At 65.2% G+C, this 21,077-nt stretch carries 17 protein-coding genes; 11 read left to right on the top strand and 6 right to left on the bottom strand.

All coding sequences use genetic code 11. The features are described 5' to 3' along the window. Window positions 1-11 precede the first annotated feature (11 nt). Window positions 12-515, bottom strand: coding sequence for an RrF2 family transcriptional regulator (locus M1E17_RS07060; protein WP_457966405.1), 504 nt, complete (start codon window positions 513-515; stop codon window positions 12-14). A 112-nt stretch (window positions 516-627) separates the two neighbouring features. Between M1E17_RS07060 and M1E17_RS07055 the strand changes: the two genes are divergently transcribed. Further along, window positions 628-2,376: a phospho-sugar mutase gene (locus M1E17_RS07055; protein ID WP_457966403.1), complete on the top strand. Its 1,749-nt coding sequence runs from the start codon at window positions 628-630 to the stop codon at window positions 2,374-2,376. Window positions 2,377-2,421: 45 nt separating this feature from the next. On the opposite strand, the gene nirD is transcribed toward M1E17_RS07055, so the two are convergent. Continuing rightward, a complete protein-coding gene (nirD, locus tag M1E17_RS07050; RefSeq protein ID WP_457966401.1) occupies window positions 2,422-2,796 on the bottom strand; it encodes a nitrite reductase small subunit NirD in 375 nt (124 codons plus the stop codon). A 322-nt stretch (window positions 2,797-3,118) separates the two neighbouring features. On the opposite strand from nirD, the gene nirB reads away from it, so the two are divergent. The 6 genes from nirB (at window position 3,119) to M1E17_RS07020 (ending at window position 10,245) form a co-directional block, all read left to right on the top strand. After that, complete coding sequence (gene nirB, locus M1E17_RS07045; RefSeq protein ID WP_457966399.1) at window positions 3,119-5,761, top strand: nitrite reductase large subunit NirB; 2,643 nt, start codon at window positions 3,119-3,121, stop codon at window positions 5,759-5,761. A gap of 2 nt (window positions 5,762-5,763) precedes the next feature. Further along, complete coding sequence (gene cobA, locus M1E17_RS07040) at window positions 5,764-6,798, top strand: uroporphyrinogen-III C-methyltransferase (RefSeq protein WP_457966397.1); 1,035 nt, start codon at window positions 5,764-5,766, stop codon at window positions 6,796-6,798. Window positions 6,799-6,812: 14 nt separating this feature from the next. Continuing rightward, on the top strand, window positions 6,813-7,967 hold the full coding sequence (locus tag M1E17_RS07035) for a uroporphyrinogen-III synthase (protein WP_457966396.1): 1,155 nt from the start codon (window positions 6,813-6,815) through the stop codon (window positions 7,965-7,967). Window positions 7,968-8,225: 258 nt separating this feature from the next. Beyond that, window positions 8,226-9,101, top strand: coding sequence for an FAD-dependent oxidoreductase (locus tag M1E17_RS07030; protein WP_457966394.1), 876 nt, complete (start codon window positions 8,226-8,228; stop codon window positions 9,099-9,101). Between the two features lie 121 nt (window positions 9,102-9,222). Beyond that, complete coding sequence (gene deoC / locus M1E17_RS07025; protein ID WP_457966392.1) at window positions 9,223-9,948, top strand: deoxyribose-phosphate aldolase; 726 nt, start codon at window positions 9,223-9,225, stop codon at window positions 9,946-9,948. 51 nt (window positions 9,949-9,999) lie between these two features. Continuing rightward, the gene (locus M1E17_RS07020; RefSeq protein WP_267278298.1) at window positions 10,000-10,245 is read left to right on the top strand and encodes a hypothetical protein; all 246 of its coding nucleotides are present in this window, start codon (window positions 10,000-10,002) and stop codon (window positions 10,243-10,245) included. A gap of 76 nt (window positions 10,246-10,321) precedes the next feature. Here the strand turns inward: M1E17_RS07020 and M1E17_RS07015 are convergent, their stop codons facing one another. Then, window positions 10,322-11,125, bottom strand: a complete 804-nt coding sequence (locus tag M1E17_RS07015) for a metal-dependent hydrolase (RefSeq protein WP_457966390.1) — start codon at window positions 11,123-11,125, stop codon at window positions 10,322-10,324. 5 nt (window positions 11,126-11,130) lie between these two features. Beyond that, a complete protein-coding gene (gene mfd, locus M1E17_RS07010; protein ID WP_457966388.1) occupies window positions 11,131-14,826 on the bottom strand; it encodes a transcription-repair coupling factor in 3,696 nt (1,231 codons plus the stop codon). Window positions 14,827-15,038: 212 nt separating this feature from the next. On the opposite strand from mfd, the gene M1E17_RS07005 reads away from it, so the two are divergent. From M1E17_RS07005 to nhaA, 4 genes are all read left to right on the top strand, one after another. Beyond that, the gene (locus tag M1E17_RS07005) at window positions 15,039-16,583 is read left to right on the top strand and encodes an SDR family oxidoreductase (protein ID WP_457966387.1); all 1,545 of its coding nucleotides are present in this window, start codon (window positions 15,039-15,041) and stop codon (window positions 16,581-16,583) included. A gap of 67 nt (window positions 16,584-16,650) precedes the next feature. Next, complete coding sequence (locus M1E17_RS07000) at window positions 16,651-17,148, top strand: DUF2505 domain-containing protein (RefSeq protein ID WP_457966385.1); 498 nt, start codon at window positions 16,651-16,653, stop codon at window positions 17,146-17,148. Between the two features lie 4 nt (window positions 17,149-17,152). After that, window positions 17,153-17,374 carry an SCO4848 family membrane protein gene (locus tag M1E17_RS06995; protein WP_457966384.1) on the top strand — a complete coding sequence of 74 codons (222 nt, stop codon included), beginning with the start codon at window positions 17,153-17,155 and terminating at the stop codon, window positions 17,372-17,374. A gap of 71 nt (window positions 17,375-17,445) precedes the next feature. Further along, window positions 17,446-18,789: a Na+/H+ antiporter NhaA gene (nhaA, locus tag M1E17_RS06990; RefSeq protein WP_457966383.1), complete on the top strand. Its 1,344-nt coding sequence runs from the start codon at window positions 17,446-17,448 to the stop codon at window positions 18,787-18,789. A gap of 80 nt (window positions 18,790-18,869) precedes the next feature. Here the strand turns inward: nhaA and sufU are convergent, their stop codons facing one another. Together sufU and M1E17_RS06980 are read right to left on the bottom strand one after the other, a co-directional pair. Continuing rightward, window positions 18,870-19,319, bottom strand: a complete 450-nt coding sequence (gene sufU, locus M1E17_RS06985) for a Fe-S cluster assembly sulfur transfer protein SufU (protein ID WP_457966381.1) — start codon at window positions 19,317-19,319, stop codon at window positions 18,870-18,872. A 25-nt stretch (window positions 19,320-19,344) separates the two neighbouring features. Continuing rightward, window positions 19,345-20,670 carry a SufS family cysteine desulfurase gene (locus M1E17_RS06980; RefSeq protein WP_457966380.1) on the bottom strand — a complete coding sequence of 442 codons (1,326 nt, stop codon included), beginning with the start codon at window positions 20,668-20,670 and terminating at the stop codon, window positions 19,345-19,347. Between the last annotated feature and the right edge of the window lie 407 nt (window positions 20,671-21,077).

Here is a 21,077-nt window from a genome sequence, read left to right as displayed (position 1 = left end):
GCCGGCAGCTGTCAGGCCGTGCGTTCGGGCGCGCCCCGGGTGCCCATCAGCCGGCGGACAGTATCCTCCCTGGCGTCGGGAAAACGGCGCTCGATGGACTCTGCGATCCCGGCAATGGACTGCCTGGAGAGCTCGGTCCGCCAGGTGACTTCGGCGTGCCGCATGGTCTGGGATATAAGGCAGGTGCGCGCGTAATCGGCCTCGGGGGCGCCGCCGGGCGCATCTTTGAGGATGCCCTCGCACCGAAAGGCATGGTCATTTCCCTCGATCGCCAGGACCACGTCCAGGACGGAAATCTGCTCCGGGCGGCGGGCAAGCTGGAAGCCGCCGCGCGGCCCCGAAACGGATGTCAGGATTTCAGCCCGCACCAAAGCCTGGAGCTGCTTGTTAAGGTAAGCGGCCGGAAGTTTGTAGAACTCGGCAAGGCGGGCGCTGCTGACGGCCTCGCCCAAGGGGGTCCAGGACATGTTCACACAGCTGTGCAACGCCCATTCCACCCCCTGCCCCATTTTCATATTCGCGACATTACTTGTCCAGAAAAAATCCTGTCAAGGTTTCGCGTGCTTTCCAGGGCAGGTGGCGGGTGGTGGGGAGGTTCGCACGGCACAATGACGGTAGCGTTGACCCATGACCCCCTCCGATGCCGATTCCCGCCTCCTCAGTCAGGCCCGTGAATGGGCAGCACAAGATCCGGATTCCGCAACGTCCGCCGAGCTCACCGAGCTGATCCGTCTCTACGAGGACGGCGTCCCGGTTGCCCGCCAGGAACTGGCCGACAGCTTTAATGGCACCCTGCAGTTCGGCACCGCGGGCCTCCGCGCCGCCCTGGGTCCCGGCCCCAACCGGATGAACAGGGTGGTGGTGCGCCGCGCCGCTGCCGGGCTGGCCGCTTTCCTGCTGGAAGCAGTGGGTGAGGCAGCGCCCGGGACTGCGCCGCGCGCCGTCGTCGGCTATGACGCCCGTTACAACTCGGACATCTTCGCTGAGGAAACCGCAGCGATTTTTACCGCCGCCGGAATCGAAACCTTCCTGATGCCTGCCGCGTTGCCCACTCCCCTGCTGGCTTTTGCCGTCCGGGCACTGGATTGCGACGGCGGTGTCATGGTCACAGCCAGCCATAACCCTCCGCAGGACAATGGCTACAAGGTCTATCTGGGCCGCCATGCAGTGGAGGAAAGCGGCCGCGGGGCCCAGATCGTGGCACCGTATGATGCCCGGATCGCCGCCACCATCGAAGCTGTGGGTCCGTTGGACACCATCGGCCTGGCGGAGCGGGGCTGGACTGTTTTGGATCCGTCCATCGTGGCGGACTACACGCGTGCGACGGCGGCACTCGCCGCTCCCGCCCATTTCCCGGCACGTGACGTCCGGATCGTTCTCACGCCCATGCACGGGGTTGGCGGGGAGACTGCGGTGTCGGTACTGAATGCTGCCGGCTTTGCCGATGTCACCCTGGTGGCTGAACAGGCTGAACCGGATCCCGATTTTCCCACGGTGAGCTTTCCCAACCCGGAGGAGCCGGGCGCGCTTGACCTCGCCCTGAAAACGGCCGCCACGGTGGGGGCTGATATTGTCCTCGCCAACGATCCGGATGCGGACAGGGCGGCAGCAGCGGCCAAGGACCCCGACACCGGCCTGTGGCGGATGCTCCGGGGCGACGAGGTGGGCGCGCTGCTGGGGGCACACATCGTTGCCAGGCTGGCCGCCGCGGACGGCGAAGAGGCCGAACGGGCCCACCGTGTATTCGCGAATTCCATTGTTTCCTCACGGCTGCTCTCGCGCATCGCCGCCGCGGCAGGCTACCGACACGAGGAAACACTCACGGGCTTCAAATGGATTTCCCGCGTGCCCGGACTTCTCTACGGCTATGAAGAAGCCCTTGGCTACTGCGTTGCACCCGATCTGGTCCGGGATAAGGACGGCATCTCCGCCGCCGTCCTGATTGCCGAACTCGCGGCCACGGCCAAGGCGGACGGGAAAACCGTCTTCGACACCCTGGACGAGCTGTATCTGCGGCATGGCCTGCACGCCAGCGACCAATTAAGCATCCGGGTAGCCAATCTGGGGCTGCTGGATGCCATGATGAACCGGCTCCGGGTCAGCCCGCCTGAATCCTTCGGCTCGTCCGTTGTGGAGTCGTTCGTTGATCTGGCCGAGGGCAGCGGGAGCCTGCCGCCCACTGACGGACTGCTTTATCTGACTCGTGACGGCACCCGGGTGATCATTCGGCCCAGCGGCACGGAACCCAAGCTCAAGTGCTACCTGGAAGTGATTCACCCGGTGGAATCGGCCGCGGAACTGCCGCACGTAAGGCAGGCAGCCCGCACCGCCCTGGACCAGGTGCTGGGGGATGTGCGCGAAGCCCTGGGCCTCTAGGGCCCAGGGCTTCGCCCAATCGGGGCCTGGCGCAAGTGTTTTGGGCTAGAGCTCAACCTCGACGAAGCCGTCGGAGATGCGGGTGCTGAATGTTTCAAGCCGAAGTTCCGCCGTTCCGAAGCATTCTCCGGTTTCGAGGTCGTAGACCTCTTTGTGCAGCGGGGAGGCAATGGTGGGACGGGCGCCGCGGGATCCGATGATTCCCCGGGCCATCACGTGGGCGCCGGTGGCAGGATCCTCGTGGGCCACCGCGAATACCTCGGCGGGGCCGGTGCGGAAGATGGCCACCTGGCGGCCGGAGATGAGCGCAGCCTCGCCCCAGGCGAGCTCCAGCTCATCCACCGGGCAGACGCGGTGCCAGCCGGTGATGGTTCCGGCTGCATCGGTTACGACCGCCCCAATTTCCAGTGTTGCCGTCATGTCGGCTCCTCTCCCTGTTGCTTCGGCGCTTAGTGCCTCAACGCCTGTGCTTTTTGGCCCTTGAATCAAGGGCCTGTGCTTCACTGGCCACCTGATGCGGCCGTAATACCAAGCTAGGCCGCGGGTGTTTCAAAGGCGTGCAGTGAATGTGTCCGGCGCGTAAAAGAGACCTCACCCGCCCGGAAATGCGTTCGTGATGCAGAAGTTAAGTTCACGAAACAATTGGGAAACTGAAGCGAAACTGCGCCTGCCTAGTCTGAATGGACACCTCGTCAGAGAAAGGTCGCAGAGAACCGTCTGCGGCCCATGCGAAAGGCCCACAGTGACCGAACAGACTTACAGCACAGAGAACCCGCGCCGCATTGTCGTCGCCGGCGGCGGCCCTGCAGCCCACCGCTTTGCAGACGCGATGCACGCCCGTGGCCTCGATGGCTGGCATGTCACGGTTCTCACTGAGGAAGCACACCTCCCCTATGACCGGGTGGCCCTGAGCAAGGCCTTGACCCAGACCGACTACGACCTCACCCTGGGCGATGCGTCCATGTGGGACCACGAGGCCATGGACCTGCGCACCGGCGAGCGCGTGGTTAAGGTCAACCACGAAGCCAAGACGGTCGAGACCGCCGCGGGCAACACGTACGCCTACGACTCCCTTGTGGTCGCCACGGGTTCAAATGCGGCCCGGCTGCCGATCCCCGGCGCCGAGCACACCCACGTGTACCGCACGCTCGAAGACGTGTGGGCCATCAACAAGGCCATTGCCGAACTCACCGAAAAGCTTGGCCGCCAGGTCAACGCCGTCACCATCGGCGGAGGCCTTCTCGGGCTCGAGTCGGCCGCCGGCACGGAGCAGCTGGGCGCCAACCCGATCGTCATCGACGGTTCACAGTGGCTGATGGCCACACAGCTTGACGAAGGCGCGGGCCAGGCAATGGGCCGGCTCATCAAGGCCAAGGGCTTCGAAGTCCACGGCGGCGTCTTCCCTTCGGAAGTATTGTCCGACGACGAGGGCCAGGTTACCGGTGTCCTCATGGCTGACGGCCGCGTTATCGACGCCGATATGGTGATCGTCGCCATCGGCGTCCGCCCGCGGGACGAGCTCTTCCGCGCGGCCGAAGGCGAAGAGCAGGTGTTCAGCCTGGGCCAGCGCGGCGGCGTGGTCATCAACGACTACTGCGCCACGGAAGTACCTGACATCTTCGCCATCGGCGAGGTGGCGAACTTCGGCGGCATGTGCCTGGGGCTGGTTGCTCCCGCGAACACCATGGCGGAGATCGTCGCCGACCGCCTGCATGGCGGCGAGGCTACCTTCCCCGGCTTTGACACCGCCACCAAGCTCAAGCTGTCAGGTGTGGATGTTGCCAGCTTCGGCGACGGCTTCGCCAAGACTGAACACTCACTCGAGATCGTCTACGCTGACCCCGCCCGCGGCGTCTACCAGAAGATCGTCACCACCGACGATGCCAAGACCCTGCTGGGCGGCATCTTCGTGGGCGACGCGACCCCCTACACAAGCCTTCGCCCGCTCCTCGGCCGGGAACTCACCGCCGAGCCCGGCGCCTACCTCACCGCGGCCGGTGGCGGCGATGCACCCGACACCGAACTGCCGGACGATGCCATCCTGTGTTCCTGCAACAACGTTGCTGCGGGCACCATCCGTGACACCATCAACGGCTGCGGCGCCTGTGAGGGCAACGCCCCTGTCCAGGAACTGGGCGAACTGAAGGGCTGCACGCGCGCCGGAACCAGCTGCGGTTCCTGTGTCCCCATGCTGAAGAAGCTGCTTGAAGGCGAACTGACGAAGTCCGGCGTCGAGGTCTCCAAGGCCCTCTGCGAGCACATCGAGCTGTCCCGCCAGGAACTCTTCGACGCCATCCGCGTCCTGGAGCTCACGTCCTTCGAAGAGATCATGGCCAAGTACGGCACCGGCGCCGGCTGTGACATCTGCAAGCCCACCATTGCCTCCATCCTGGCCAGCCAGCACAACGCCTACGTCCTGGACGCCGGCCGCGGCGCCCTGCAGGACACCAACGACCGCGCCCTGGCGAACATGCAGAAGGACGGCACCTACTCGGTGGTCCCCCGCATCGCCGGCGGCGAGATCACCCCGAAGAAGCTCGGCGTCATCGCCGCCGTGGCGGAAAAGTACAACCTGTATACCAAGATCACCGGCGGCCAGCGCATCGACATGTTCGGCGCCCGGCTGGAGCAGCTTCCGGAAATCTGGAAGGAGCTGGTGGACGCCGGCTTCGAATCCGGCCAGGCCTACGGCAAGAGCCTTCGCACCGTGAAGTCCTGTGTTGGTTCCACCTGGTGCCGCTTCGGTGTGCAGGACTCCGTGGCGATGGCCATCCAGCTGGAACTGCGCTACCGCGGCCTTCGCAGCCCGCACAAGCTCAAGATGGGCGTGTCAGGCTGTGCACGCGAATGTGCCGAGGCCCGCGGCAAGGATGTCGGCGTGATCGCCACCGCCGACGGCTGGAACCTTTATGTCGGCGGTAACGGCGGCGCCACCCCGGCGCACGCCCAGCTGCTCGCCAAGGACCTCGACGACGAAACCTTGCTCAAGTACATCGACCGCTATTTCATGTACTACATCCGCACCGCTGACCGCCTGCAGCGCACCGCACGCTGGCAGGAGGAGCTCGACGGCGGCATCAAGCACGTCGAGGACGTGGTGGTGAAGGACACCCTGGGTATCGCCGAAGAGCTCGAGGCGGCCATGGCCAAGCACGTCGACACCTACGTGGACGAATGGGCTGACACGCTGAAGGATCCCGAGCGCCTGCGCCGGTTCCGTTCCTTCGTCAACGCGCCGGACCAGAAGGACGACTCCATCACCTTCGTCCCCGATGAGCGTGGCCAGATGCGTCCGGCCACTGCGGAAGAGAAAGGGAAGGTACTGATCGGGGCCTCCATCCCCGTGCGTCGCTCCACACCCGACTTGGACGAAAACGAGGTATAGGCATGCAGCTCAGCATTGATCTCACCGGCCGCGAAGTCCTGGTCACAGGCTCGGACCACGCGGCGCGCCAGGCGGTCCGCCGCTATGAAGCCGCCGGCGCCGTCGTGTACCGCCTCAGCACCCCGCACGGTGCTGAGCATGACGGCCCGCTGCCCGAACGGCCGTTCCTGGTGGCAGCAGTCAATGATGGCCAGCCTGGCTGGGAAGCCCTCCTGGAGCGGTGCCGCGAAACCGGCATTCCCGTTTCCACCGAGCCTGCTGCCGGTCAGACCGGCCACGTCACCCTGGTGGGTGGCGGGCCGGGCACCACCGAGTTACTGACCGTCGCCGCCGTCAAGGCGCTGCGGGATGCCGACGTCGTGTTCTACGACCGGCTGGCACCCTACCAGGAGCTGCCCTCCCTGACATCGGCTGAACTGGTGGATGTGGGCAAGAAGCCCGGTCACCACAAGGTCAGCCAGGGCGACATCGAGAAGCTGATGGTGGAGAGCGCACTGGCCGGAAACAACGTGGTCCGGCTCAAGGGCGGGGACCCCTACGTCTTTGGCCGCGGCGGCGAGGAAGTGGCTTCCTGTGTCGCGGCGGGAGTACCCGTCCGGGTGATCTCCGGCGTTACCAGCGCCATCTCCGTTCCGGCAGCGGCAGGGATTCCGGTAACCCACCGCGAAGTCAGCCACATGTTTACCGTGGTCTCCGGCCACGCCCCCCTTTCCGAAAAGGAGCTCACCCACCTGTCAGGCCTGGGCGGCACGATTGTGGTCCTGATGGGCATCGGCACCCTGCACCATCTGGCGGCCGGTCTCCGCCGCGCCGGCATGCGTGCCGACATGCCCATGGCAGTGGTGGAACGTGGCTACCGGCCCGGACAGCGCACCACCATCGCGGACTTGGGCACCATCGTGGGAGCTGCCTCCGGCTGCACCAACCCGGCCGTCCTGGTCATTGGCGAGGTGGTTCGCGTGGCAGAAGCCAACCGTGGGCATGCTGAGGCCGCCGCCGACCTGGACAGGCTGGCGGCCTCGCTGCTGGGTTCGTGAAAGGATTGAACCCCATGAATGCACTTGCACCGGCCGAAGCCCCGCAGCTTGCCGAGGCGCCCGGGCAGGAGCCTACGGACTCCCCGCTGGAAGGGTTCCGCATCGGAGTCACCTCGCACCGCCGATCACGGGACCTCATTGAGGCCCTGGAACGCCGCGGTGCCGAGGTCCTGCATGCCCCGGCGTTGAAGATCGCCCCCGTACAGGAAGACGTCCGCCTCATCGAGGACACCCGTGCCATCATCGCGGCACGCCCCGACCTGTGCATCGCCACCACCGCCTATGGGATGCGCCGCTGGTGCGAGGCCGCTGATTCCTTTGGCATCGGCGAGGAGCTGCTGGAAACCCTGGACGCCTGCCGGATGTTTGTGCGCGGGCCAAAAGCCCGCGGTGCCGTCCGCGCGGCCGGCCTTGCCGACGTCGGAATCAGCAGTGACGAAACCACTGCGACGCTGGTGGATATGCTGCTCGCGGAAGGCGTGCGCGGCAAGACAGTGGCCGTGCAGCTGCACGGCTATACCGATGTCCGGCAGCTGGAGCGCCTCCGGATGTCCGGCGCCACCGTACTGACGGTGACACCCTACCGCTGGGTCAAGCCTGAGGGTGAGGACCGGCTCCCCCGGCTCATCGAAGCGGCATGCAGCGGGAACCTTGACGTCCTGACGTTTACCTCCGCCCCCGCCGTGGACGCCATGTGGAGCACAGCCCATGAGATGGGTGTCTACAAACAGCTGATCGACAGCCTGAAGACAAACGTCACTACGGCCGTGGTGGGCCCGGTCACGGCCCAGCCGCTGCTCGACGCCGGCGTCACCCCGTTGATTCCCGAGCGGTTCAGGATGGGTGCCCTGATCCGTCTGGTGGGTGAGCACCTGGCCCTCAACCATGTCCGGCGCCTGGACACCAGGTCCGGCAACATCGAACTCCGAGGACGCAGCCTGCGGATCGACGGACAGCCGGTGGAGCTTGCGCCTGCCCCGCTGCTGTTGCTGCGCGCCCTTTTGGGAGCCGGCGGCGCCGTGCTCTCCCGCGAGTCACTCTCGGACCTGCTGGAGCTGAGGGGCTCGGTCCATGCGTTGGACATGACAGTCAGCCGCCTGCGGTCCTCACTGCCGGACGGCCGCCTCGTGGAAACCGTGGTCAAGCGGGGTTACCGGATCCGCGTCTAGCTCCGCTGTTTCGACGGCGCCACCCGCCTTGCATGTCATTCCGGCCTTGCAGGTCATTCCGGCCTTGCATGTCATTCCGGCGCTGAATGAGATGCAGGTCACGGCTTCTGTTACCGGCCAGTAAACGTTGGCGAACGGGGCCCATCTTTTCGGCAACCCTCGGGAAACACGCCGGAAAAACCCGCCGCCTACGCTGGGGTTCATCAAGAACGTCCAGGCCGTGAACATCACCATGGCCGCCAGCGAAAGGGCCAGGACATGTCTGCTCCGGCATCGTTTAACTCCGTCTCCAGCGCACCCCATATCGTCATTGCCGGCGCCGGACCGGCAGCCCAGGCCCTTGTCAGCCAGCTGGGGCAGGCCCGTTTCAGCGGCAGCATCACCGTGCTGAGCAACCGGGACGACGCCCCGGAAGAATTGCTGGAACTCGCTGCCCTGCCCCAGGTTTCGGTCCGGTTCGGCCAGCCGGCCAGCTTCATCGACGCTGACAACCGCACCGTCACCACGGCGGACGGCATGGAGTTCAGCTATGACCAGCTGGTCATAGCCACCGGCTCCGCCCCTGTGGCGTCCCCCGTTGAAGGAGCCAGCAGATGCCTCAGCTACTCCACCATCGATGACGCCGCGCGGATCGGCGAAGCGGTCCGGGAAGTCACCCGCGAATTGGGCCGCCGCCCGCTCGGCATCCTGGTGGGCACGGGTGCGGCAGCAGGACAGGCGGAAGCCGTGCTCCGGGCGCGCGGTGTCCGCCCCATCCGGACCACCCTCCGCCCGGCAGCCGTGGTGCCTTACGATTCGGAGTCCACCCTCTCAGCATCAGGGCTCATTGCCACCGGCATCGTTTTTGAGGACGGCAGCAGCATGAATGGCGATCTGGTTGTCATGGCGGAGGAAAGGGTCTCCCGTGACGGGCTGGCCGCTGCCGCCGGCCTCCGGACGGCGCCTAACGGCGGCATCGCCATTAACCAGGACTTCCGGACGTCCGTCCCGGGCATCTGGGCCATCGGCGACGCGGCAGCGTTCGACGGCGTGCGCCTGGGGCTGCTGGTGGCGGCGGCCTCCGCCGCAGGGGCCTGCGCCACCCGGCTCATGACGGCCGCGCCGGCGCAGCCGCGGGCGCAGGTTGCCGCCTGACCTGCAGTGCTCGGCCGCGCCATCCCGCGGGCGTGGCAAGATGGTCATCTGACGAGCCATCGACAAAGCTGGCGTCCGCGGCCCACAAGGCCGCCCGCTAGGGCCCCTTGGAAGGAACATCTTGAGCAACGAAGCAACCCCCGCCATGCAGCAGTCCGCCGGCACCACTCCCGCGCCGGACAGCATCGCTTCCTTCATCGACCACACACTCCTCAAGCCAGAAGCCAGCGAGGCTGACATCCTGAAAGTGTGCGCTGAAGCCGCGGAATACCATTTCAAGTCGGTTTGTGTGAACCCCATCTGGGTCAAGACAGTCAAAACGGCCCTCAGGGGATCGGGCGTCCTGACCTGCTCGGTGGTCGGATTCCCCCTGGGCGCAACTCCCAGCGACGTCAAAACCTTCGAGGCCCGGGGCGCCGTACTGGACGGCGCCGACGAAGTGGACATGGTCATCAACATCGCGGCCGCCCGGGCAGGTGACAAGGGAGCCCTGGTGGAGGACATCGCCGCGGTGGCGGAAGCCGTCCATGCGAGTGGCGCCATCCTGAAGGTCATCATTGAAACTGCGCTGCTGGACGATGCCCAGAAAGTCCTGGCCTGTGAGGCGGCGGTGGAAGCCGGGGCGGACTTCGTCAAAACGTCCACCGGGTTCAACGGCGGCGGTGCCACAGCCGAAGACGTTGCCCTGATGCGCCGCACCGTGGGCCCTTCCCTTGGCGTTAAGGCCTCCGGCGGCGTACGGTCGCTGGCCGACGCTCAGGCTATGATTGCTGCTGGTGCAACACGTATTGGTGCCAGCTCCGGAATTGCCATTGTCAAAGGTGAACAAGGTTCATCCGAGTACTGACCGCAACCGGCACCGCCACAGTTTGAGCCCTCCGGGGCGAAGGAGGAATAAATGTCCAGCAAGACCACGGCTTCCAGCCAAGACACGATCCAGACGCCCCAGAACGAGAACAGCCTGGTGACCAGCATCGCCCTGTTTGCGGTCATGATTGCGCTTTTCCTGGGCGCCATCTACTCCCTGTCCTTCCTCACCCTGGACAACCCTTGGCCGATGGCCGTCTGCCTTGGCCTCTTCGCCCTGGCATTCTGGATCCCGCAGACCATCCTGGGCCGCTCCGACTCCGCCGGCGAGCACTAGAAGCCGGATATTTCGCCAGGAGTCCCCCAGTGCCGCGCACTGGGGGACTCTTCCGGCTTAAGGCCCAGACCGGGTCTTAGAGCCCTATCTGGGCCCAGGCCTCAGCCACGCGCGACCACTGACTGTGGGCGAGCGACCAGCCGGCGATGCACATGCCAACCATGGCGTAGGCACTGACAGGAATAAGCACCAGCCATTCGCGCCGGGAGCCGGCCCTGCCCAGCAACGGCAGGGAGAATGCTCCGTTGGCTTTCCAAACGTCATTGAGCACCGGGAGTTTCCGCAGGAACCGCGGCGGCTTGATCACGATGGGCCAGAGCAGCGGCACTCCCCCCGTGGTGATCATGTCTCCGACGATATGCACCACCACCCCGGTCAGCATCGACACCGGAAGCCAGGTCCACTGGTCGGGCGCAAACCAGGTAACCAGCCCAGCCATGGTCAGGGCGAAGATCCAGTTGCTGATGAAGCCCGACTTGGGAAAAAGCTTCAGCGCCTTGGCCGCGATGTTGATCATGAACATACACAGCAGGCCTGCCCCCACGGACAGTAATCCCCACTGTGTCTGCAGCTGGATCTGCCCCGCCATGGTGGCCAGCAGCACAAAAAATGCAGCCCCCAGGATGGAGTGCGTCCCCTGCCTGTGCCCACCGCTGGCATTTTCGATCCCCACCGCTATGACGTTGGACAACGGCGGCAGGGAGTGCGCCACAGTGCTTGAGCGGTGGTCCCAGTCGCACACCAGGGCTGTCCCGGCTGTGGCCATACCGCCAATCAGGATGCCCGTGGCGTCCAGCGGATACCAACCGAACGCGTACGGCCCCGTGGACGCAACAGCTACCCACGCCGCGGCTCCCGACGCGGCGTGGTGTCCTCCCATCACGGTCAGTTCGCCGTCGGCGACACGGAGACAGGTGCCTCGGTGAAGATGTTGCTGATCACTCCGTTGGCCCACTCCAGGATTTCGGCGTCCTGCAGGTCGCGGCCGCCGATCCTGGCGGTCTTCGGCTTCGGGATCAGCACCGCGTCCAAGGCGGGCTTGGACTGGGCGCCGGGATACATCCGGGTCAGCCGCATCAGCTTGGACTCTGGGAGCTGGGCCGGCGAGAACTTGATGAAGTTGCCCTGCAGTGCGACGTCGGAGAGGCCTGCTTCCCGTGCGCCCACCCGGAAGCGGGCCACCGAGATCAGGTTGTTGGCGGGCAGCGGAGGCTCGCCGTAACGGTCCACCAGCTCGGCCAGGACCTCGTCGATGGCCTCGTGCGTGAGAGCGGAAGCCAGCTTGCGGTAGGCCTCCAGGCGCAGGCGCTCACCCGGCACGTAGTCGTGGGGCAGGTGGGCGTTCACGGGCAGCTCGATCTTCATTTCGGCGGCCTTTTCCTCGGCCTCACCGCGGTAGTCTGCCACCGCCTCGCCAACGAGCCGGATGTACAGATCAAAGCCAACGCCCTGGATGTGGCCGGACTGCTCCCCGCCCAGCAGGTTGCCCGCACCACGGATCTCAAGGTCCTTCATGGCCAGCTGCATGCCCGCCCCGAGTTCGTTGTGGGTGGCCACTGCCTTGAGCCGCTCCAGGGCCACCTCGCCCAGCGGCTTCTCTGAGGGGTAGAGGAAGTAGGCGTAAGCCCGCTCGCGGCCGCGGCCCACGCGTCCGCGGAGCTGATGGAGCTGGGAGAGCCCGTATTTGTCCGCGCCGTCCACAATGAGGGTGTTGGCATTGGAAATGTCCAGGCCGGTTTCGATGATGGTGGTACACACCAGCACGTCAAAGCGCTTTTCCCAGAAGTCCACGATGATCTGTTCCAGCCGGCTTTCGGACATCTGCCCGTGGGCCACTTCCACGCGGGCCTCCGGCACCAGCTCGCGGATCTTCGCCGCGGTGCGTTCGATGGTGGAAACCCTGTTGTGCACGAAGAACACCTGGCCCTCACGCATCAGTTCACGGCGGATTGCCGCCGAACTCTGCTTGTCCGTGAACGGCCCCACGTAGGTGAGTACAGGGTGCCGTTCCTCCGGGGGCGTCGCCAGTGTGGAGGTTTCCCGAATGCCGGTGAGGGACATTTCCAGGGTTCGTGGAATGGGCGTGGCACTCATGGCCAGCACGTCCACGTCGGTGCGCATCTTCTTGAGCGCTTCCTTGTGCTCCACCCCGAACCGCTGCTCTTCGTCCACGATCACCAGGCCAAGGTCCTTGAACGCAAAGTCCTTGGACAGCAGCCGGTGCGTGCCGATCACCACGTCCACGGAGCCGCTCTTCACGCCCTCCACGGTCTCCTTTGTTTCCTTGCTCCCCTGGAAACGGGACAGCGCTTTAACCCTGAGCGGGAAGCCGGAGAAGCGCTCGGTGAACGTCTCGTAGTGCTGTTGGGCCAGCAGGGTGGTGGGAACCAGTACTGCCACCTGCTTCCCGTCCTGCACCGCCTTGAACGCCGCACGGACGGCGATCTCGGTCTTGCCGTAGCCCACATCGCCGGAGACCAGCCGGTCCATGGGGATCTCGCGCTCCATGTCCGCTTTGACCTCATTGATGGTGGTGAGCTGGTCAGGCGTTTCGACGTAGGGGAAGGCCTCTTCGAGTTCCCGCTGCCATGGGGTGTCCGGTCCGAACGCGTGTCCCCTGGACGCCATCCGGGCCGAGTACAGTCTGATCAATTCGCCCGCGATCTCCTTGACTGCCTTGCGCGCCTTGGATTTGGTGCTGGCCCAGTCAGAGCCTCCCATCTTGCTGAGCACGGGAGTGTCACCGCCCACATAGCGTGTCACCTGGTCCAGCTGATCGGTGGGCACAAAAAGCCTGTCGCCCGGCGCCCCGCGCTTGGACGGCGCGTACTCCAGGACCAGGTATTCGCGGACGCCGTCTCCACCGCCGGCAACCTTGCGCTGGATGAGCTCCACGAACCTGCCGATGCCGTGCTGTTCGTGGACCACATGGTCGCCCGCGATGAGCTGCAGCGGGTCCACGGCATTCCGCCGTTTTGAGGGCATGCGGCGCATGTCCTTCGTGGACCCTGCAGAGGTCCTGCCCAGGAGGTCCGCTTCGGTCAGCAGCGCGAGTTTGAGGCTGTCCAGGACAAAACCGCGTCCGACGGCGGCAGTGGTCACCTCGATGATGCCCGCCTGCGGCTCCTTCTCCAGGGTGTCCACCCGGGCGCAGGGGATGTCAGCATCGTGGAACAATTCGGCCAGCCGCTGTGCCGGCCCGGGGCCTTCGGTCGCCACCACGATCCGCCACTGGTCCCGGACGTGGGAGCCGATGAAATCCATCATTTCGGCGACGTCGCCCTGGTAGCCCCGGGGCTCCCGCGCATGAAGATTCAGGACGTCAATCTCCGGGAGGAGTTCCTCGTCCGTGGCAAGCGACGTGATGGACCACCAGGACACGTCATGGTCCAGGGCAGAGCTGCGGGTCTCGGCCAGGGACCGGAAGCTGGCCGAGTGCAGTGCAGCCGAGGCCTGCGAACTGAGGTCCAGCGGTGCCGTCCCGCCGTCAGAGGCCGTAGACCACGCAGCTTCCAGGAACTCCTCGTTGGTGGCGGCAAGGTCGTGTGCGCGGGTGCGGACCTTCTCGGGTTCGATGACCACCGCAATGGAGCCGGCCGGAAGCTGCTCCACAAACGGCACCATCGAGTCAACCAGCACCGGCGCCAGGGACTCCATGCCTTCCACGGTGATTCCGCCGGCAATCTTCTCCAGCATGTCGGCGGCGGCAGGCAGCTGTGCCTTCAGTGTTGCCGCCCGTGACATGACCGACGGCGTGATGAGGATTTCGCGGCATGGCGGGGCATGCAGCTCACTGGGGTGGTGGACGCCGGGCGCCGACAGCGAGCGCTGGTCGGCAACGGCGAACCAGCGCATCTGGTCCACCTCGTCGCCGAAGAACTCCACGCGGATGGGGTGGTCCTCTGTTGGCGGAAAAACATCCAGGATGCCGCCACGGACAGCGAATTCCCCCCGGTGCGTCACCATGTCCACGCGGGCGTAGGCTGCGTCGGCAAGGTTCCTGACAACATCCGAAAACGGAACCTCCTGGCCCACCTTAAGGGTGACGGGAACCAGGTCACCCAGGCCGGCGACGATGGGCTGGACCACGGCGCGGACGGGAGCCACCACCACCCGCAGCGGGCCCGCCGTCGAGCTTTCCGGGTGCGCGAGCCTGCGCAGCACCGATAGCCGGCGTCCCACGGTGTCCGAGCGCGGTGAGAGGCGCTCATGCGGCAGGGTTTCCCAACTGGGGAATTCGGCCACCGAATCGCCGGGCAGGTAGGCCCGGAGGGCTGCGGCCAAATCTTCCGCCTCGCGTCCCGTGGCAGTGACCGCCAGCACCACTGCCGGTTTCCCGCCGTCGCGCGTTCCATCATCCGCGTGCGCAGGACCTGATGAGTTTCCCGACAGGCCCCCGGCCATCTCCGCGAGGAGGACGGCGCGGAGCCCTGCGGGCGCGCTGATCTGGTAGTCCTGCCCGCGGAAGGCAAAACCCCTGGCTGCCTCGGCCTGGACGCGGGCGAACGTCTGGTCCCCGGCAAGGACGCGGCGCAGTCCATCAAGGGACGGACCGTGATGGGACGGGCCGGTGAGGCTCATGGCAGAAGCTCCTGTGGTATTCATGGGGATCGCAGGCAACACGAAAACCCGAAATTCGTGTGGGAATCCCGGGTAATCCAAGCCTACCGCGCTGTGGGGCGGGCTTTCAGGACCACGCTTTCAGGATCACGGCAGTCCGGAGGCCCCGCCGCTCCGAATGGCATAGTGACGGCGGAAAAGCGACAGCAGCACAGTGACACCAAGGAGCCAATATGACGGAGTCATCCAACGCATCGGAACCCAACCCAGCCGCGAAAACCGTCCTCGTGACCGGAGCCACCGGGTACATCGGGGGCAGGCTGGTTCCCAGGCTGCTGGCGCAAGGCCATACCGTGCGGGTCCTGGTCCGTTCGCCGGACAAGATCGAGGGGGTGCCGTGGCGGGACAGCGTGGACGTGGTCCGTGGGAGCCTGGATGATGCCCAGGCCCTCAAAGACGCGCTGCGGGGTGTTGATCTCCTCTATTACCTGGTCCACTCAATGGCGGCAGGCTCAGGATTTGAGGCCAAGGAAAAGTCCATGGCCGAACTGGCCGCCCAGGCAGCCGCGGAAGCGGGAGTCCGGCGGATCGTCTACCTCGGCGGCCTGCATCCCGGGAACACCGGGCTGTCCATCCACATGCGTTCCCGCGAGGCGGTGGGCCGGACGTTCCTGGCCGGTCCTGTGGACGCAGTGGTCTTCCAAGCGGGAGTGGTGATCGGCTCGGGCTCGGCCTCCTTCGAGATGATCCGGAACCTGTCTGAGACGCTGCCTGTCATGCCGGCGCCCAGCTGGGTCCGGAACAAAATAGAAGCCATTGCGGTCCGTGACGTGCTGCACTACCTTGTGTTTGCTGCCGTCCTTACGGAGCCACTGAACCGCAGCTTCGACATCGGATCCCGGGACGTCCTGACCTACGCGGGAATGATGAATGAGTACGCCGCCGAAGCGGGACTCCCGCACCGGCTTATCCTGGCCCTACCGGTGCCCGCCCCACGGCTGGCCGGGCTCTGGGTGGCATTGGTCACGCCCATCCCGCTCTCCATGGCATTGCCGCTGGTCCAATCCCTGCAGCATGACGCCGTCTCCGCGGAACACGATATCGACCAACACATCCCCCCGCCAGATGGCGGCCTCACCGCTTACCGGACCGCCGTCGCCCTTGCGCTGGGGAAGGAACGCGACGGACAGGTGGAGACAACCTGGGCCAATGCCGGCGCCGACGCCGATCCCCTGCCCAGCGACCCGGACTGGGCCGGGCACAGGGTGTTCGTGGATGAGCGCACCTTCCACGGTGATGTTGGCCCGTCTCACGTGTGGACGGTGATCGAGGGCATTGGCGGCCGTAACGGCTGGTATTCGCTTCCCCTGGCTTGGCAGGTCCGCGGGTGGCTGGACAAGCTCACCGGCGGCGCCGGGCTGCTGCGCGGCCGCCGGCATCCTGGGAACCTGGCGGCGGGCGAAGTGGTGGACTGGTGGCGGGTGGAACGGATCGAGCGCGGGAAGCTCCTGCGGCTGCGGGCAGAGATGCGGGCACCCGGCCGCGCGTGGCTGGAGCTGTCTGTGGAGCCGGACAGCGCGGGCAGCCGCTACAGGCAACGGGCCATCTTTTTCCCCAAGGGCCTTAGCGGCAGGCTCTACTGGATGGGCGTACTTCCCTTCCACAGCCTCATCTTTCCTGCTATGTCCAGGAACATCATCGCCGCCGCCCGGAAGATAGCAGGGCAGCAGGACAGTTCCCAAAAAACGGCCGCCCAATACGACGGCGGTTTCCACTAAGACAGAGGGTGCCCCGTAGGATGTGGGGAGCAAAAAAGCGTTCTGACCCCGAATCACTGGAGGACCCATGGCACTGAGTGCAACCACTACCCTTCCCCACGCCGTCGGCAGCGTGGCAGCTGTCTTCGCAAACGAGGATTTCCAGCGCCACACCAGTGAATACGTTGGTGGAACGCTGGAATCCTTCGCCGTGGCCGGAGACACTGCCGGGGCTTTCAGCACCACGTCCGTCCGGACCCTTCCCACCACCCGCCTTCCGGAGATTGCACGCAAGTTTGTGGGCGAAAAGCTCACCGTGACTCAGGTGGAGAACTGGGATGCCCCTTCTGCCGACGGATCACGCCAGAGCAACATCACCCTCAAGATCGCCGGTGCCCCCCTCGACGTCACGGCCGTCCAACGCCTGGTGGCGGAAGACGGCAGCACCCGCATTGAGCTGGAGGGTAACGTGACCTCGTCGGTGCCGTTCCTGGGCGGCAAGATCGCCGAGGCGGCAGAGCCCATGGTGGCCAAGGCCCTCAACATCCAGTCGCAGCAGGCCCAGGCCTGGCTCGAAAGCCACTGAGGACATGGAGCTCCCCGCGTTCGCGGCCTGGATCCTGATCATCGCCGGTGTCTGGTCGCTGGTGGTCTGGCCGCAGTTCCTCCGCCGCGTGATGAAAGACCCGCGGGCGCGGGATGCTCAGGGCAAGGCAACGAAGTTCCTGTCGGTCCACCTGGTATTGGTTGGCGTCTCGATGGCGCTCGGTGCCGCCACCGCCGTAATCGGGTTTATGGCGCTGCTCGGTTAGACTGAAAAACAGGTGAGCCGGGAAGTCTGGTCGGCATGTTCTTTGTCGACCCAATGTTTAGGACACCCTTCATGAGTGAAAATCCGTCTGCTCCTCCGCGTTCCTCCGTCTTGGGACGGGGAAGCTACGGCGAAGTGCTGCGCATCGGCGAGATCCTGCGGAAGGAAACCGTTGGCGGCATCTTGTTGGTCGCAGCAGCGGTCATTGCCCTGATCTGGGCAAACTCCCCGGCTTCCGACAGCTACTTCGCCTTGCGCGACTTCCGGATTGGCTACGAGCCCTGGCACCTGGAACTCAGCCTCGGGGCCTGGGCCGCCGACGGATTGTTGGCGATCTTCTTCTTCCTCGTCGGGCTGGAACTCAAACGTGAATTCGTGGCCGGAGACCTTCGCCAATTCAGTAAATCCGTGGTGCCCATCACAGCGGCTGTCGGAGGCGTGGCAGTCCCTGCAGTCATCTATGCTCTGATCAATCTGACCAGTCCTGGCACCCTGCGGGGCTGGGCTATCCCCACGGCAACGGACATCGCCTTCGCCGTTGCCGTGTTGGCGATCATCGGTTCACACCTGCCCAGTGCGCTACGGATCTTCCTCCTGACTTTGGCCGTGGTCGATGACCTGATCGCCATCAGCATCATCGCGGTGTTCTATTCCAGCAACATCCAGGCCGGGCCGCTGCTGCTGGCCTTAATCCCGCTGGCGGTGTACACCTTCCTGGCCCAGAAGCACCGCCGGTTCTTCGGCACCAGACCTGCTGCGGCGTGGGTGATCCTCCTTCCTTTGGGCGTGATCACCTGGGCCTTGGTGCACGCCTCCGGCATCCACGCCACCGTCGCCGGTGTACTGCTGGGGTTCGCCATCCCTGTCATCCGGTCGCAGGCCAGCGGCGGCCCCGCTGCAGGACCTGGCCTCTCTGAGATCTTCGAACACCGGTTCCGGCCGATTTCCGCCGGCATCGCGGTCCCGGTCTTTGCTTTCTTCTCCGCCGGTGTCGCCGTAGGTGGCCCGGACGGTCTGATCTCGGCTCTGACTGACCCTGTAGCCATCGGCATCATCGTGGCGTTGGTGTTGGGCAAACCGATCGGGATCCTGGGCACCACATGGGTCCTCACAAAGGCCACCAGAGCGTCACTGGACAGGTCCTTGAAGTGGATTGATGTATTCGGGATGTCCCTTTTGGCCGGGATCGGCTTCACAGTTTCGCTCCTCGTGGCCGAGCTGAGCTTCGGACACGGCAGCGCCCACGATGACCACGCCAAGGTGGGTATCCTCGCCGCGTCGCTACTGGCCGCACTTCTGGCGGCGGCAGTGCTGGGAACCAGGAACCGTCAATACCGTGCCGTGGAGGCGGAGGAGGCCGTCGACACTGACCAGGATGGCATCCCCGACGTTTACGAAGAAGACCGCCGCCGGTGAGCTGACCCTGGCCGAATTGGCGGCAAGAACTTACTCTGGGAGCTTCTCCAGTGGGTTCAGTTCGGGTGTGTGCGTCCTGCTCAGGATGCCTGGTTCAGTGCATCTTCCGCCGCCACCCAGGAGATCATGGCGCACTTAACCCGGGCAGCGTAACGGGATACTCCCTCAAAGGCCGCGGCATCGCCCAGAATTTCCGGATCCGCCTGGATCTTCCCGCGGGACCGCAGGACCTCCCGGAAGTTCTGGATCACAGAGTGCAGTTCAGTCACTGACATCCCCTCGGCCATCTCGCTCAGGACAGAAGCCGAGGCCATGGAAATCGAGCAGCCCGCCCCGTCCCACGAGACCTGCGCCACCTTGTCACCTTCCACCGCCACGCGGATAGTGACCTCGTCACCGCATACGGGATTGAGCTGGTGCGACTGGCCCGTCGAGGCGCCTTCCGGGGCTGCTGTTTCGGACAGCCCGCTGCCGTGACGGGCTTTGGCATGGTCAAGGATGATCTGCTGATAAAGCTGGTCAAGGCTCATGTTGTTACTTTCGATGGTCCGGGTGCTATACGCGGAAGTAGCTTCGGACGCCGGCAACGGCGTCCAGGAACACATCAACGTCGTCGGTGGTGTTGTACAAATAGGCGCTGGCCCTGGTGGTCGCCGTGAGTCCGAGGCGCCGGTGCAGCGGCTGGGCGCAGTGGTGCCCCACGCGGACGGCGATGCCCCGCGAGTCGAGGAACTGGCCGACGTCGTGCGCGTGAACGCCGTCCACGTCGAATGCCGCTAGCCCGATCCGATCCTGCCCGGCCACTGGCCCCAGGACACGCACTCCCGGGATGTCCTGCAGCCCGGATACCATGCGCTGGCCAAGCTCCGACTCCCAGTGATGGATCCGCTCCAGGCCTGTCTCGGTGAGATAGTTCGCGGCGGCGGCCAGCGCAACTGCCTGCGAGATCCGCTGGGTTCCGGCTTCGAAACGCTGCGGGGCCGGCAGGTATTCGGCCCTCTCCATGGTCACCGTGGTGATCATGGAACCGCCGGTCAGGAACGGCGGCAGGGCGTCCAGGATGTCCTGCCTGCCGTACAGTACGCCGATCCCGGTAGGTGCAAGCATCTTGTGCCCGGAAAAGACCGCGAAATCGACGTCAAGGTCCTTCACATTCAGCGGCAGGTGCGGTGCGGACTGGCAGGCGTCCAGGACCACCAGGGCTCCGGCTCTCCTGCCCAGGGCCACCAGTTCCTGTACTGGGTTGATGATTCCGAGCACGTTAGAAGCGTGCGTGAAAGCCAGTACCTTGGTCCGCTCCCCTATGATGGCGGCGGCCTGGTCCATGCTCAGTGCCCCGGTGTCATCCACCGGGATGTAGCGGAGGGTGGCGCCGGTGCGGAAGGCTAGTTCCTGCCAGGGGATCAGGTTGGCGTGGTGCTCCATTTCTGTGACAACGATCTGGTCCCCCGGTCCCACGGCGAGGCTTCTGAGCCTCTCATCTCCCCGTCCCTGCGCAGACCACAGCGAGGCGTTGGACAAGGAGTAGCTGATGAGGTTGAGGCCTTCGGTGGCGTTGGAGGTCCACACAGTTTCCGTGTAATCGGCCCCGATGTAGTCGGCCATGGTCTGGCGGGCGTCTTCGAAAACTTCGGTTGCTTCCACAGCGAGGTGGTGTGCGCCGCGGTGTACCGCGGCATTTCGCTGTTCGTAGAACTCCTGCTCTGCCTCGATCACACTGAGTGGGTTCTGGGACGTCGCACCCGAATCCAGATAGACCAGCTGCCGCCCGTTCACCAACTGTCCGAGGACGGGGAAGTCATTGCGGATCCGCAGGACCTCCGAGTTGTCCATGGCCGGCAATGCGCGTTCCAGCGTGGCAGGCGTTGATACTACGGCCAAAGCTAACTCCTTGAGGTGCCAATGGATTGACACTCAATTGTCCCACAGCACGGCTGTAGCGGCTTCCCCAAGGGGTCGCCGCCACAGTCGCTCCGGGCTTCAGCCGTCGGAATATGAGGGCCGGCGACGGCTGGGGGGAGAGCCTCGGTCTCAGAAGACTCTGACGTCGCCGGCCCCGTCTGTACCCGGTCCTGACGGACCGGAAGTTCAAGTACAAAGAGGCCTGGAATGCCTGTTGGCTTGGTCTGCGGCTTGTTCTGCCGGTTCCTTTTGCCTCTTTTAGTAAACCCTGTTTGGGACTCCGGTACACGAGTAGCAGGTACTCGTCTTTTGCCTGCGAATACTACCGGTTACATACCGCTGATACGCGTAGTCGCGGCCGAACCACTTGGGCACGCCCGGCCGGG

Source organism: Arthrobacter sp. D1-29 (assembly GCF_054130585.1).
Note: the sequence above shows the minus strand (reverse complement) of the source record. Positions and strands in the feature narration are given on the sequence as shown.

Bases quoted from the DNA above. Each gene is read 5' to 3' on its own strand.
- M1E17_RS07060 (WP_457966405.1), bottom strand. From the start codon at position 515: ATGAAAATGGGGCAGGGGGTGGAATGGGCGTTGCACAGCTGTGTGAAC.
- nhaA (WP_457966383.1), top strand. From the start codon at position 17,446: ATGAGTGAAAATCCGTCTGCTCCTCCGCGTTCCTCCGTCTTGGGACGG.
- M1E17_RS07035 (WP_457966396.1), top strand. From the start codon at position 6,813: ATGAATGCACTTGCACCGGCCGAAGCCCCGCAGCTTGCCGAGGCGCCC.
- sufU (WP_457966381.1), bottom strand. From the start codon at position 19,319: ATGAGCCTTGACCAGCTTTATCAGCAGATCATCCTTGACCATGCCAAA.
- M1E17_RS07005 (WP_457966387.1), top strand. From the start codon at position 15,039: ATGACGGAGTCATCCAACGCATCGGAACCCAACCCAGCCGCGAAAACC.
- cobA (WP_457966397.1), top strand. From the start codon at position 5,764: ATGCAGCTCAGCATTGATCTCACCGGCCGCGAAGTCCTGGTCACAGGC.
- M1E17_RS07030 (WP_457966394.1), top strand. From the start codon at position 8,226: ATGTCTGCTCCGGCATCGTTTAACTCCGTCTCCAGCGCACCCCATATC.
- mfd (WP_457966388.1), bottom strand. From the start codon at position 14,826: ATGAGCCTCACCGGCCCGTCCCATCACGGTCCGTCCCTTGATGGACTG.
- nirD (WP_457966401.1), bottom strand. From the start codon at position 2,796: ATGACGGCAACACTGGAAATTGGGGCGGTCGTAACCGATGCAGCCGGA.
- M1E17_RS07000 (WP_457966385.1), top strand. From the start codon at position 16,651: ATGGCACTGAGTGCAACCACTACCCTTCCCCACGCCGTCGGCAGCGTG.
- M1E17_RS07055 (WP_457966403.1), top strand. From the start codon at position 628: ATGACCCCCTCCGATGCCGATTCCCGCCTCCTCAGTCAGGCCCGTGAA.
- M1E17_RS07015 (WP_457966390.1), bottom strand. From the start codon at position 11,125: ATGGGAGGACACCACGCCGCGTCGGGAGCCGCGGCGTGGGTAGCTGTT.
- M1E17_RS07020 (WP_267278298.1), top strand. From the start codon at position 10,000: ATGTCCAGCAAGACCACGGCTTCCAGCCAAGACACGATCCAGACGCCC.
- M1E17_RS06995 (WP_457966384.1), top strand. From the start codon at position 17,153: ATGGAGCTCCCCGCGTTCGCGGCCTGGATCCTGATCATCGCCGGTGTC.